General features: G+C 70.3%; 14 protein-coding genes. 9 read left to right on the top strand and 5 right to left on the bottom strand.

All coding sequences use genetic code 11. The annotated features are described in order from the left end of the window. Nucleotides 1-38 precede the first annotated feature (38 nt). Nucleotides 39-1,073, top strand: a complete 1,035-nt coding sequence (locus AB0O93_RS06960) for an NAD-dependent epimerase/dehydratase family protein (protein WP_363341795.1) — start codon at nt 39-41, stop codon at nt 1,071-1,073. Between the two features lie 6 nt (nt 1,074-1,079). On the opposite strand, the gene AB0O93_RS06955 is transcribed toward AB0O93_RS06960, so the two are convergent. Together AB0O93_RS06955 and AB0O93_RS06950 are read right to left on the bottom strand one after the other, a co-directional pair. Then, entirely contained in the window at nt 1,080-1,415 is a 336-nt protein-coding gene (locus AB0O93_RS06955) for a hypothetical protein (protein WP_363341793.1), read from the bottom strand. Next, nucleotides 1,412-2,488 (bottom strand): alkene reductase, encoded by a 1,077-nt coding sequence (locus AB0O93_RS06950; protein WP_363341791.1) that lies wholly within the window; start codon nt 2,486-2,488, stop codon nt 1,412-1,414. Before AB0O93_RS06950 ends, AB0O93_RS06955 begins: the two co-directional genes overlap by 4 nt. A gap of 123 nt (nt 2,489-2,611) precedes the next feature. Between AB0O93_RS06950 and AB0O93_RS06945 the strand changes: the two genes are divergently transcribed. After that, complete coding sequence (locus tag AB0O93_RS06945; protein WP_363341789.1) at nt 2,612-2,827, top strand: multidrug transporter; 216 nt, start codon at nt 2,612-2,614, stop codon at nt 2,825-2,827. Nucleotides 2,828-2,843: 16 nt separating this feature from the next. Here the strand turns inward: AB0O93_RS06945 and AB0O93_RS06940 are convergent, their stop codons facing one another. Both AB0O93_RS06940 and AB0O93_RS06935 read right to left on the bottom strand, forming a co-directional pair. Then, nucleotides 2,844-3,683 carry a MerR family transcriptional regulator gene (locus AB0O93_RS06940; RefSeq protein ID WP_363341787.1) on the bottom strand — a complete coding sequence of 280 codons (840 nt, stop codon included), beginning with the start codon at nt 3,681-3,683 and terminating at the stop codon, nt 2,844-2,846. A 66-nt stretch (nt 3,684-3,749) separates the two neighbouring features. After that, complete coding sequence (locus AB0O93_RS06935) at nt 3,750-4,250, bottom strand: glutathione peroxidase (RefSeq protein WP_363341785.1); 501 nt, start codon at nt 4,248-4,250, stop codon at nt 3,750-3,752. Nucleotides 4,251-4,380: 130 nt separating this feature from the next. On the opposite strand from AB0O93_RS06935, the gene AB0O93_RS06930 reads away from it, so the two are divergent. Together AB0O93_RS06930 and AB0O93_RS06925 are read left to right on the top strand one after the other, a co-directional pair. Continuing rightward, a complete protein-coding gene (locus AB0O93_RS06930) occupies nt 4,381-4,887 on the top strand; it encodes a cupin domain-containing protein (RefSeq protein ID WP_363341783.1) in 507 nt (168 codons plus the stop codon). A gap of 52 nt (nt 4,888-4,939) precedes the next feature. Next, nucleotides 4,940-5,887, top strand: coding sequence for a L,D-transpeptidase (locus AB0O93_RS06925; protein WP_363341781.1), 948 nt, complete (start codon nt 4,940-4,942; stop codon nt 5,885-5,887). Nucleotides 5,888-5,899: 12 nt separating this feature from the next. Here AB0O93_RS06925 and AB0O93_RS06920 read toward each other — a convergent pair whose 3' ends face one another. Further along, a complete protein-coding gene (locus tag AB0O93_RS06920; RefSeq protein WP_363341779.1) occupies nt 5,900-6,682 on the bottom strand; it encodes an SDR family oxidoreductase in 783 nt (260 codons plus the stop codon). 174 nt (nt 6,683-6,856) lie between these two features. On the opposite strand from AB0O93_RS06920, the gene AB0O93_RS06915 reads away from it, so the two are divergent. From AB0O93_RS06915 to AB0O93_RS06895, 5 genes are all read left to right on the top strand, one after another. Then, complete coding sequence (locus AB0O93_RS06915) at nt 6,857-7,849, top strand: aldo/keto reductase (RefSeq protein ID WP_363341777.1); 993 nt, start codon at nt 6,857-6,859, stop codon at nt 7,847-7,849. 67 nt (nt 7,850-7,916) lie between these two features. Continuing rightward, nucleotides 7,917-8,408 (top strand): A24 family peptidase, encoded by a 492-nt coding sequence (locus tag AB0O93_RS06910; protein ID WP_363341775.1) that lies wholly within the window; start codon nt 7,917-7,919, stop codon nt 8,406-8,408. 69 nt (nt 8,409-8,477) lie between these two features. Beyond that, a complete protein-coding gene (locus AB0O93_RS06905; RefSeq protein ID WP_363341773.1) occupies nt 8,478-9,533 on the top strand; it encodes a YihY/virulence factor BrkB family protein in 1,056 nt (351 codons plus the stop codon). After that, nucleotides 9,526-10,245, top strand: a complete 720-nt coding sequence (locus tag AB0O93_RS06900) for an NAD(P)H-hydrate epimerase (protein WP_363341771.1) — start codon at nt 9,526-9,528, stop codon at nt 10,243-10,245. Before AB0O93_RS06905 ends, AB0O93_RS06900 begins: the two co-directional genes overlap by 8 nt. A gap of 113 nt (nt 10,246-10,358) precedes the next feature. Continuing rightward, nucleotides 10,359-12,860: a glycogen/starch/alpha-glucan phosphorylase gene (locus AB0O93_RS06895; protein ID WP_363341769.1), complete on the top strand. Its 2,502-nt coding sequence runs from the start codon at nt 10,359-10,361 to the stop codon at nt 12,858-12,860. The last annotated feature ends 29 nt before the right edge of the window (nt 12,861-12,889 follow it).

The raw sequence follows: 12,889 nt of genomic DNA, 5'->3' as shown, positions 1-12,889 counted from the left end.
CCCGACGCTACGCGCGGCGGACCGGATACCCACCGGGGTTGACACCCGCGTGTCAACGCGAACTCTTCACCCCGACGACGCGCCGTCGTCATCTCCCGCCCCGCCCGACCTGGCATGCTCGCAGCATGCAGACTCAGCGCTTCGTGATCATCGGCGCCGGCCCCATCGGAACAGCCGTCGCCCGACGGGCCGCGGAGCACAGCTGCTCGGTCATTGTCGTCACCCGCTCCGGCGCCGGAACGGAGATCGACGGTGTGCGACACATCGCCCTCGACGCGACCGACCGCGCGGCGCTCGGTGCGGCATCCGCCGGAGCCGACGTCATCGTGAACTGCGCCAACCCCGGCTCGTACCAGGCCTGGGAGAGAGAATGGCCCCCGCTCGCTTCGGCGATCCTCGGCGCGGCGGAGGATGTCGGCGCGGTTCTCGTCACGCTGAGCAACCTGTATGGCTACGGTCCGGTCGATGAGCCGATGACGCGGTCGATGCCGTTGCGCCCCTCCGACCACAAGGGCGCTCTGCGTGCGCGCATGTGGGAGGAGGCGCGGACCGCGCACGAGGCGGGGCGGGTGCGGGCGACCGAAGCGCGGGCGTCCGACTACATCGGTCCGACCGCGCCGACCACGAGCTCGATCCTCGCCCGCTACGCTGCCGCCACGCTCGCGGGAAAACCCGCGAGCGTCTTCAGCGACCCCGACCAGCCGCACGCATGGACCGCGGTCGACGACATCGCCGCGACCCTCCTCGCGCTGGCGCAGAACGAGCAGGCCTGGGGGTGTCCGTGGATCGTCCCCTCGAGCCCGCCGACGACGGTCCGCGACGTGTTGAGCGAACTCTCCCGACTGTCCGGCGCCCCGCCTCCACGCCTGCGCACGCTTCCGCGCCCACTCGTCCGCGTCGGCGGATGGGTGGTGCCGATCCTCCGCGAGCTCGAGGGAGTCCTGTACCAGTTCGACCGGCCGTTCCTCGTCGACACGGAGGAGACGACCGCGGTCCTCGGCATCCGTCCCTCGCCGTGGCCGACCGTCCTCGCCGAGACCGCCGTCGCCTGGCGCGACCGCGCGGTCGGCTGAGAGACCTCAGAGCGCCGAGATCCGTACGCGCCACCCCAGGCGTTCGAGAGCGGCGCGCAGACGTTCGGCCTGATCCGCGGCATCCGTCAGAGATGCCGTCGACCAGACGTCGATCGCGAACGGCGGCGGCTCGCCGAAGCGGGGAAGCTCCACCTCCGCCCACGCCGAGGCCCCCAGCGGGACCCGGGGGAACGCCGTGCCCGCACCCTCGACGGTACCGTCGGCCGCGAAGGCGATCGCGTCGAGGGCATCGAGCTTGGTGATGGGCAGATTCACCACGAGCGTGATGACGTGCCGCTCGGGTCGAGCGGCGGATGCGGCGTTCCTCCGGGTCTTCCTCACGCCGCCAGGGTGGGGTAGTCGGTGTAGCCGCGGGCGTCGGGACCGTACACGGTGGCCTGGTCGACGGGGTTCTCCTCGGCCCCGCGCTCCCAGCGCTCCACGAGGTCGGGGTTCGCGATGGCGGGACGGCCGACGGCGATGAGGTCAGCGATGTCCTCGTCGATCACGCGGATCGCCTCGTCGCGCGTGGTGACGCGTCCGAAGCCGGAGTTCGCGATGACGGTGCCGCCGAAGGCGCGGCGCAGCTCCTGCGGGAGGGCGCCGGAGGGGTCCTCGTGAAGGATGCTCAGGTACGCCAGCGTCAACGGTGCGAGCCCTTCGACCAGAGCCAGGTAGGTCGCGCGGGTCTCGTCGGCGTCGCGCTCCCAGACGTCCTGAATGTTGTGGGCGGGGGAGATGCGGATGCCGACCCGGTCGGCGCCGATCTCGTCGGCGACGGCGCGCGCGACCTCGATGACGAACCGGGTGCGCGCCTCGGGGGAACCGCCGTACCCGTCCTCGCGTCGGTTGGAGGCGGGGGAGAGGAACTCGTGGAGGAGGTAGCCGTTCGCGGAGTGCAGCTCGACGCCATCGATGCCCGCGTCCACGGCGCGGCGCGCGGCGCGCACGATCTCGTCGCGCACCGTCGCCAGCTCCGCGGTCTCCAGGGCGTGCGGAACCGGGAAGTCGACTTTCGATCCGTCGGCGAGGCGCGTCTGGCCCTCGATGGCGATCGCGGACGGCGCGACGATCCGCGAGGTGCCGGTGATGCCGGTGTGCGACACCCGGCCCCCGTGCATCACCTGCATGAAGATGGTGCCGCCTGCGGCGTGGACGGCGTCCGCGACGCGGGCCCATCCCGCGGCCTGGGCGTCGGTGGCGATGCCGGGCTGCCCCGGGTACGCGCGCGACTCGGTGCTCGGGAACACGCCCTCCGTGACGAGCAGGCCGATTCCGGCGCGCTGGGCGTAGTACTGCGCCACCAGATCACCCGGGACACCGGCTTCGTCCGCCCGCAGGCGGGTCATCGGCGCGAGCGAGACGCGGTTGCGCACGGTGGTGGAGCCGACGGTGGTGGGGGAGAAGAGCGTCACGGAGAATGTCCTTTCGTTGACCATTGTTCCGGGCCGGGACAACGATCGGGTCGGGATCGCTATTCCTGAGAGCGCCCTGTCAACCCCGCCGCCTCCGGAGAAGACGAGCCCTACCGTGAGGGCATGGACACACCCTCCGAGCAGGACGCGCAGCGCGCGAAGGATCGGTACGACCAGTTGACCACCGCGCCGGAGGCGACCGAGGAGGACGCCGCGCCCCGCATCCGGGTGACGGAACACGACGGCATCCGGCGGATCGACATCGAACCGGATGCCGCGGTGCGACCCGGGATGGGGCAGACCGGGGCGGATGCCGGGGAATCCGGGTCATCCCGCTGATCTGATCACCGTCGAGTCACCGGGCGACCGGCACCTGCAGCTCGGTCACCCAATCGGGACCCGGCACGTGCCCATCGGCCTGGAGGTACACCTCCCGGCAATCGCCGACGATGCGGTAGCCGTCTGCGACGACCCGTCCCATCAGCATCCCCCACGACTCCCCGATTCCCGTCATATCGCCGTGATGACGCAGTGTGGCGGCGAGTGGGACCGAGGGCAGCGTGACCACGTCGTATCCGACTCCCGGCTCGGGGTCGGCCTCCGCGGTGTACGCGACGTGCACACCGAGCCGACCGTCGTCTCGGGGCTCGTACCAGAAGATTCCGGGCTCGATCACACGCCGACCGGCCTGCGCCAGCGCGTGATCGAGTAGGTCGACGAGCGATCCGATCGTGGGTGAGACGTTCTCGGGACCCACGCCCGGAGCCACGCCGTCCGTGGCGTAGACGGTGACGGGCGCAAGCTCCGCGTAGGAGACATCCGGCATGGTGGTTCCTTCCAGCTGACGGAGTCTCCGCTCGATGCGGGCCAGGCGCCGCCGGTCTTCGTCGACGGATGCCGACAGCTCACGATGACGCTCGGCGAGCAGCGTCCGCAGCGCGGTCTCGCCCTCGGCGTCGGCGTGCAGGCCGGCGATGCGTTCAAGGCCCACACCCAGGTCCCGCAACTCCGCGATCCTCAGCGCCCGCGGGAGCTGATCGATCGTGTACGAGCGGTAGCCGGTGCGGTCGTCGACGCGGGCAGGGCGCAGGAGCCCGATCGCGTCATAGTGCCGCAGCATCCGTGCACTCACCCGCGTGAGCGCGGCGAATTCTCCGATGGTGTACATGATGTCGACCACGATCGACCTTGACACGGTGTGAAGGTCAAGTCCACGGCGAGGGAGCGCCGCGGGGGTGTGACGGGCGCGACGGGTCGCGGGTCAGGCGGACGAGTCCCCGCCGGGCAGCGCCTTCTCGATCGCCGCGATCACCTCGGGCGCGTCGGGCTTGGTGCGGGGGGAGAAGCGCGAGACCTCGCCGTCGGGGCTGATGACGAACTTCTCGAAGTTCCAGCTGATCCCGCCCGCCTTGCCGTCGTCCGTCGGAACGGTGGTGAGCTGCTGATAGAGCGGGTGGGCCTTCTTGCCGTTGAGCCGGACCTTCTCGGACATCGGGAAAGTGACACCCCACGTCGTCGAGCAGTACTCCTCGATCTTCTCCTCCGAGCTCAGCTCCTGCAGGAACTGATTGCTCGGGAATCCGATGACCGTGAAGCCGCGCGGGCCGTACTCCTTCTGCAGCGCCTCGAGGGTCTCGTACTGCGGCGTCAGGCCGCACCGCGAGGCGACGTTCACGACCAGCGCGGCCCTTCCGTCCGCCAGTTCGCCGAAGGTCGTCTCCTCGCCGCGGATGGTGGTGATGGGGATGTCACGAAGATCCATGCCCGCATCATCCCGCGTCCCGTGGCTGCGGGGCCGGATGCCGGCCGGGTTCTCAGCCGATTCTTACGCGCGCGGGGCGCAGACCCTAGGCTGGCGGCATCCGGGAGGGGATCCCATGAGGAATCGGTCCGTGCGCACGCTGGTCGTCGCCCCGCTCGTGGCGCTGCTGATGACCGTCGGTGGCTGTGCCGCCCCGGCGGTGACCTCGCCGACGCCGGGGAGCACCGCGGGTGCCGCTCCCTCTGTGACGGTGCCGTCGTCCGCGGCTCCCGTCTCCGCCGTGGACGTGGCGGCCGGCGAGATCGACGAGGGGGTTGTGGTCGACGTCCCCGACGCCGGCGACGGGGTCGGGGTCACGTTCCGCGAGATCACGATCGCTCCCGGAGCCGGGACCGGCGTGCACTGCCATCACGGGCAGCTCATCGCTGTGGTCCAGGCGGGGGAGCTCACGCACTATGCCGCGACACATCCCGATGGCGTGCGTGTCTACGCCACGGGGGAGGCGATCATCGAGGGAGCGGGTTACCCGCACGAGGGTGTCAACGAGGGCGATGAGCCCGTCGTCCTGTGGGTCACCTACGTCATCCCCGAGGGTCAGCCCCTCGCCGAGACCGACCTCGATCGGTGCGGTCCCTGAGCGGCGGCGACGCCGGCTTGCAGGCAGGCCCCGCCCGGGTGAGCATGGACGTATGACGGATGCGCCCGACCCCGCCGGTGACCACGCGACGTCCGTGCCCTCGCGACGCCGGTGGCTGTGGGTCGTCGGTGGAATCGCGACCCTGACGGTTGCGGTGGGTATGGCGCTCGCCGTGTCGGGATTGACCGCGGCGCCGGACGCGGGACCGACGTCCGCGCCCACGGCGGCGGCGACCCCGGCGCCCGTGCCCACCCCGACTCCGACACCGAGCCCGACGGTCGCGGAGTTCCCCGCGAACACCGTCGTCTACGATTCCGCCGAGCTGGCGCAGGTGGATGTCTTCGCCGTCAACGCGGGGCTTCCCGTCGACGACGACCCGTACGCGGTGCCGAACGAGGTGATCGCGACCCCGCGCGCCGGGGGCGCTCCCGTCTTCGCCGATCCGACGGCTGAGCCGATCGGTTTCCTCCCGGCGACCCTCCCGTTCGACGGAACCTCGGTTCCGGTCGTCGAGCGGCAGGAGCATTGGCTGAAGGTGCTCCTGGTCGGACGCCAGGCCCTTCCCTCTCAGGGGACCGCCGCGCAGGTCGCCGGGTGGATCCGAGCCGCCGACGTCGACGTCGTCCCCTCAGACGCGCACGTCGAGGTCGCCATAGGCGCCCGCACGATCGACATCGTGCGGGGCGGGCAGCGGCAGACGATCGCGACGGACTTCGCCTGGGGCACGGACGCGACACCGACCCCGCTCGGGCGGTCGTACATCATGACCACGCGCGTCGTGCCCGAGTTCGGCTATACCCGCGGGCACCCCATCGTGTACCTGTCGGTGCAGTCCCCGACGCTCGACGGCTTCGGTGGAGCGGATGCCGCGGTCACGGCGTTCCACTACCACGACGAGCGCTCGGGAGCGATTTCCAACGGCTGCGTGCGGGTGGATCCCGCCGCGATCGCCGCGCTCGCCGAGCTGCCGGAGGGAACCCCGGTCCTGATCAATCCGTGACGGTGTTGTCGCTCACCAGGTGGAATCGCCTCGCATGACCGCGTCGGAGCCGCCGTCGATGAAGATCACCTGGCCGCACAGATGCGCGTTCTCCTCGCTGACGAGCCACGCGAGAAGGTAGGCGGCGTCGCGCGGCGGAAAGATCCCGTTGAGCGGCATGGGCACCATCTGCAGGATCGCGTCCCGTGCCTCCTGCGTGCTGGTGAACTGCTCCGTCATCGCCGTGGACACGACCCCCGGGGCGATCGCGTTCAGGGCGATCCCCGCACCCGCCCACTCGGGGGTCGGTGCGTGGCGTCGGACCCAGCGCGCGAGGGCCCGCTTGGTCGTGCCGTAGATCGCGTTCGCCTCCTCCGGTGAGCCTGCCGCCAGTTCACCCGCCCGGCTGAGCGCCGCGTCCTCGTCGCCGGCGAGCAGTCGCTCGAGGAGCGCGTCGTCCGGTGGATACAGCGACGCCATGGACGCCGTGGCCACGGCGCGTGGCGCGGGGGATTCAGCCAGCAGCGGTCGGAGTCCTTCGAGCGTGGCGACGGCGCCGAAGTAGTTGACGGCCGCGGTGGCGACGGTCGGTGACGCGAGGCCCGCGTTGGCGATCACCCCGTCGACGGCGCCGCCGGAGAGGTCTCGGACGCCGTCGACGAGAGCTCTCCGCCCCTCCGGCGTGGTGAGATCCGCATCGATGTCGCTCCCACGCAGGTCGACGCCGACGATCCGGTTCCCCCGCTCTGCGAGCAGTTCCGCCGTGGCCCGCCCGATTCCGCTCGCGGCACCGGTGATGACGATCGTGCGTGTCATGCTTTCGTCCTCCATTTCCATCCGGCGCCGATGCCGAAGGCAGCTGGGATGCGCCGACACCTCGAGTGTGCTCCCGCCCGCCCGGATGCCGCCAGCGCCGGGGCCGTGAATATCGCGTGGTCCGCCGGCCCCGTCGCGCGTGACATGCTGGGCGAGGACTATCGAGGAGGATCCATGCAGCAGCGACCCTTGGGGCACACCGGCCGGAACGTCTCGGTGATCGGACTCGGCACCTGGCAGCTCGGCGCGGACTGGGGAGCGGTCACCGAAGAGGACGCCACCGCGGTGCTCTCGGCATCCGTCGAGCAGGGCGTGACCCTCTTCGACACAGCCGATGTCTACGGCGACGGGCGCAGCGAATCGATCATCGGGCGATTCCTCGCAGAGCGGCCGGGCCACGACATCACGGTCGCGACGAAGATGGGGCGGCGGATGCCCCAGGAACCGGAGAACTACCGCCCGGACAACTTCCGCGCGTGGACCGAGCGCTCGCGGCGCAATCTCGGCGTGGACACGCTCGACCTCGTCCAGCTGCACTGCCCTCCGTCCGCGGTCATCGAGGCGGACGGCACGTTCGACGCCCTCGACGCCCTGGTCGCGGACGGCGCGATCGCGGCCTACGGGGTCTCGGTGGAGACGGTGGCGCAGGCGCTCGCCGCGATCTCCCGACCCGGCGTGACGAACGTCCAGATCATCGTCAACCCGTTCCGGCTCAAGCCCCTCGACGCGGTCCTCCCGGCCGCGGCGACCGCCGGTGTCGCGGTGTTCGCCCGTGTGCCCCTGGCATCGGGTCTGCTGTCGGGGCGATACACCTCCGACACCGCCTTCTCCTCCGACGACCACCGCAGCTACAACCGCCACGGCGAGGCTTTCGATCGAGGCGAGACCTTCTCCGGCGTCGACTACGACACCGGGGTGGCCGCCGCGTCCGAGCTCGCGGCCGCGCTGCCGGAGAGTGTGACCCTCCCCGCGGCGTCGCTCGCGTGGATCGCGGCGCAGACCGGGATCACGAGCGTCATCCCGGGCGCGCGGAACGTCCGGCAGGCGCGCTCCAACGCCGCCGCCGCGGATCTGCTCGAGGGCGGGTTCGACCTCGCCGCCTTCGATGCGGCCGTCCGGGGCGTCTACGACGAGAGGCTGCGCGAGGACATCCACCCCCAGTGGTGACCGGTCTGCGCACGCGGTTGTCCACAGGCCGCCCGCGCAGACGTCGAGCGGCGGTTAGCCTCTGCTCGTGCTCATCGAGATCCTCCGCGGCGGCATCCTGCTCGCCTTCCTCGGGTGGGGTGCCGTCCTCGCGGTGATCGATGTGCGCACGCACCGGCTTCCCAACCGCCTCGTGCTCCCCGCCTACCCGATCGCGATCGCCGCGCTCGGGCTGCTGGCGGTCGCCGACGGCGATGCGCACGCGTTCCTCCGCGCGCTCCTCGGGGGGCTCGTCCTGTTCGGCGCCTACGCCGTGCTCCGAGGCGTCCGGGGCAGCGGACTCGGCGGCGGCGACGTCAAGCTCGCCGGCGTCCTCGGACTCGTCCTCGGATTCGCCGGATGGGGGAGCCTCCTGGTGGGCGCGGCATCGGCGTTCGTCGCGGGCGGCCTCTACGCGATCGTGCTCCTGCTTCTCCGTCGCGCCGATCGGCACACCGCGATCCCCTTCGGCCCGTGGATGCTCCTCGGTGCGTGGCTGGGTCTCCTCCCACCCCTGCTGCAGGGGAACGCTCCGCTCTGACCCCTTTCACACATCGACGGGCATGTCGAGCCCCGGGACACGTGACCGACCGTCGGTATCGTGGCGCACATGGCAGACCTGATCGCGAAAGTGACCGCCTGGGCGCTGTCGCTCCGACTCGTGCGGACGTTCCTGCACTACTCCGAACGCCGCGGCGCGATGCTCGCGGACTCGATCACGTACCGCGCGCTGTTCTCCGTCTTCGCCGGCGTTCTGCTCGGGTTCTCCTTCGCGGCGCTGTGGCTGAGCGACAACCCCGTCGCGTGGCAGTCGCTCATCAGCGCCGTCGACTCCGCGATCCCCGGTCTGCTGGGGCAGGACGGCCTGATCGACGTGAACGACATCACCGCCCCCGCGGGACTGACGGTCGCCGGCATCTTGTCGCTCCTCGGTCTCGTCGGCGCGGCGATCGGCGCCATCGGATCGCTCCGGTCGGCGTTGCGGGCGCTCGCCGACCGCGTCGCCGAGGACACGCTGTTCATCTGGGTGGTTTTGCGGAACCTCGCCCTGGCCGTCGCGATCGGCGGGGGCTTTGTGCTCTCCGCCGCGGCGACATTCGCCGGCACCGCCTTCATCGGCAGCGTCCGGGAGTGGATCGGCATCGGCGACGGTACCTTCGCCGAGATCGCAACCCGAGGATTCTCCATCCTGGTGGTGTTCCTCCTCGACGCCGGGCTGATCGCCCTCGCCTTCGTGACACTCGCCGGGGTGAAGGCGCGCCCGCGGACGATCATCGGGGGAGCGGCCATCGGCGGCGTGGGGCTGGTCGTCCTGCAACAGCTGTCCGGACTCTTCGTCGGAGGCGCCGGCTCCAACCCGCTTCTGGCCTCTTTCGCCGCGCTCATCGCGCTCCTGCTCTGGTTCAACCTGTCGGCGCAGGTGATCCTCCTCGCCTCCTCCTGGATCATCCTGGGCGTCGCCGAGGACGCCGACCGGGTCCGCGAGCGCCACGGCGCACCCACGTTCATCCTGCGACGTGTGCGCAAGGCGGAGGACGGCATCCGTGTGGCGACCGAGGAGCTCGCCGCGGCACGGGAAGCGGCGGATGCCGAGCGTGAAGCGACCCTTGCCCGGACGACGGATGCCGCGGCGGTCGGCCCAGCGAAGGACGACACCCGTGGCTGAGGCTCGAGCGATCGTGCCGCTGTTCTCCGCCGACACGATCCGGAAGGCCGAGAAGCCGCTCCTCGATGCGGGAGAGCCGCTCATGCGTCGCGCGGCAGCGGCGCTGGCGGCGGTCGCTCACTCAGAGCTCGCGTCGGCGGGCGAGCGGATCCCGAGCGGCACGCAGGTCCGACGTCCTCGTGTCCTCGTCCTCGCCGGACCCGGCGACAACGGCGGCGATGCGCTGTACGCGGCCGTCGAGCTGACCGCGGAAGCCGACGTCGACGTCCTCCTCGTCAGCGACCGCTTCCACGAGGCGGCGTTCGCTGCGGCGCTCGCCGCAGGGGTCCGTCGGGTGGAGATGTCAGCGGCGCGGGATTCCGCATCGGCGTACACCCTGATCCTCGACGGGATCGTTGGCATCGGAGCCTCGGCGGCGTTGCGCGGGACCGCACGCGAAGCCGTTCGGCTCCTCCGCCCGCGCGCGGAGAGCGCCGGGACGAGTGTGGTCGCGGTCGACCTGCCGAGCGGCGTGGACCCCGACACCGGAGCGCACGACGATGTCGTTCTCCCGGCATCCGTCACCGTCACATTCGGCGGGGTGAAGGCGGGACTCGTCGGCGACGACGGTGCTCCGGTCGTAGGACGCGTCATCCTGGTCGACCTGGGGCTGGACCTCCCACCCGACGACGCCGTGGGGAGCGCGGAAATCAGCGCCGTCGTCAGCGGCTGAGGCGTCGTCCCGTCGCGCGAGACGCCTTCACGCGACGTGTCGAGTTCATTAAGGTCTGCTGGATCTTTCCCTGCCGGTATGCGTCGGGGCCCTCGCACCGCTATTTTCTTGTCGTGCCCGATCAAATCTCGCCTGTCTCGAGCAAGCCGTCTCACGCGCTCGCGCTCGCCCCCGTCCCCACGCCCCCCAGCACGGTCGACGGCTTCGTCAAGCAGTTCCTGGAGAACCTCAACCTCGAGCGGGGTGTGACCCTCTCCGCCGCGAGCCCGAACGACCGGTATATCGCGCTCGCCACCACCGTGCGCGACTTCCTGGTCGCGCGATGGCTCGAGGACATCCGGCGGCAGAAGGAGGCGCAGGCGAAGGGCGTCTGCTACCTCTCGGCCGAGTACCTCCTGGGCCGTCAGCTCGACAACAACCTCCTCGCCACACGTCTGACCGACATCGCGACCGAGGCGCTCGCGTCGTGCGGCATCGACATCGACGAGCTGCGCGCACTGGAGGTCGAGCCGGGCCTCGGCAACGGCGGACTCGGTCGCCTCGCCGCCTGCTTCATCGATTCGCTCGCGACGATGAGCGTCCCGAGCATCGGCTACGGCATCCGGTACGAGTACGGCATCTTCCGGCAGACCTTCGTGGACGGCCAGCAGGTCGAGCAGCCGGACGCGTGGCTCACGCTCGGGTCCCCGTGGGAGTTCGCCCACCCGGAGGCCGCGCAGACCATCTCGTTCGGCGGATACACCGAGACGTACGACGACGACGGGGTCCTCCGCAGTCGCTGGGTGCCGGGCTGGAACGTCCAGGCCGTGCCGTACAACTACATGGTGCCCGGGTACCACAACGGACGCGTGAACACCCTTCGCCTGTGGCGGGCCGTCGCCACCGACGCCTTCGACCTGCGGATCTTCAACTCCGGCGACTACGAGGAGGCCGTTCGCGCGCAGACCTACGCCGAGAACATCTCCAAGGTGCTCTACCCCGAGGACTCCACGCCTCAGGGGAAGGAGCTGCGCCTGCAGCAGCAGTACTTCTTCGTCGCCGCGTCCATCCGCGACTTCCTGGACCACATGCTCACCCCGGGCTTCGATCTGTCCAAGCTCCCCGACCGGGTGATCTTCCAGCTCAACGACACCCATCCCGTGATCGCGGTCCCGGAGTTCATGCGCGTCCTCGTCGACGAGGAGCACATGGAGTGGGATGCGGCATGGGAGATCACGCAGCAGTGCTTCGCCTACACCTGCCACACGCTGCTGCCGGAGGCCCTCGAGGTGTGGTCGGTGGCGCTGCTCGGCCGGCTCCTGCCGCGGCATCTGGAGATCATCTACCGCATCAACGACGCCTTTCTCGAAGAGGTGCGCGAGCGCTTCGGCGACGATGAGATGCGCATCCGGAACATGTCGATCATCGCGGAGTTCCCCGAGCGCTCGGTGCGGATGGCGTACCTCGCCACCGTGGCCGGTGCGAAGGTCAACGGCGTCGCGGAGCTGCACTCGCAGCTGCTGCGCGAGAAGGTCCTCCCCGACTTCGACGAGTTCTACCCGGGCAAGTTCACCAACGTCACCAACGGCGTCACGCCCCGGCGGTTCCTGCGCCTGGCGAATCCGGGCCTGGCCGGCCTCATCACCGACGCGCTCGGTGCGGGCTGGACCGTCGACCTGGAACGTCTGCGAGGGCTGGAGTCCTTCGCGGAGGACCCGGAGTTCCGCGCCCGCTTCGCCGAGGTCAAGGCTGCGAACAAGCGTGTGCTGAGCGAGGTGCTGCGCGCGCGCGACGGGTTCGAGGTCAGCGACGGGCACATGCTCGACGTCATGGTCAAGCGTCTGCACGAGTACAAGCGGCAGATGCTGAAGGTGCTCCACATCGTCACCTCCTACGAGCGGATCGTCTCCGGCCGTGTGCGGGCGGAGGACGTTCAGGGGCGCGCCTTCATCTTTGGGGCGAAGGCCGCTCCGGGCTATGTCATGGCCAAGCGCATCATCCACCTCATCAACGCCGTGGGGGAGGTCGTCAACAACGACCCCCGCGTCCAGGGACGTCTGCAGGTCCTCTTCCCGCCCAATTACAACGTCACCCTCGCCGAGCGCGTGATCCCCGCCGCCGACCTGTCCGAGCAGATCTCGCTCGCCGGCAAGGAGGCCTCGGGCACGGGCAACATGAAGTTCGCCCTCAACGGTGCCCTGACCATCGGCACGGACGACGGGGCGAACGTCGAGATCCGCGAGCTCGTCGGAGACGACAACTTCTTCCTCTTCGGCATGACCGAGCCCGAGGTCGAGGAGCTGTGGACGCGCGGATACAAGCCCGCGGAGTTCTACCAGCAGGACGACGACCTCCGGCGTGCGATCGACCTGATCGCGTCGGGTGCGTTCTCGGGCGGGGACCGCACGGTCTTCGAACCGATCGTGTCGAACTTGCTGTACGACGACCGCTTCATGGTGCTGGCCGACTACGCCTCGTACATGCGGGCGCAGGACCGCGTCGACGCCGCGTACGCCGACCAGGATGCCTGGACCAAGGCCGCGATCCTCAACATCGCGCGGTGCGGCTTCTTCTCGTCGGACCGTTCCATCCGCGACTACATCGATCGGATCTGGCACACGCCGCCGATGCTGTGAGCGCCGCCGCGCGCAACGCCCGCTGATGC

It is taken from the genome of Microbacterium sp. NPDC077184 (assembly GCF_040687055.1).
Classification (GTDB): Bacteria; Actinomycetota; Actinomycetes; order Actinomycetales; family Microbacteriaceae; genus Microbacterium.
Note: the sequence above shows the minus strand (reverse complement) of the source record. Positions and strands in the feature narration are given on the sequence as shown.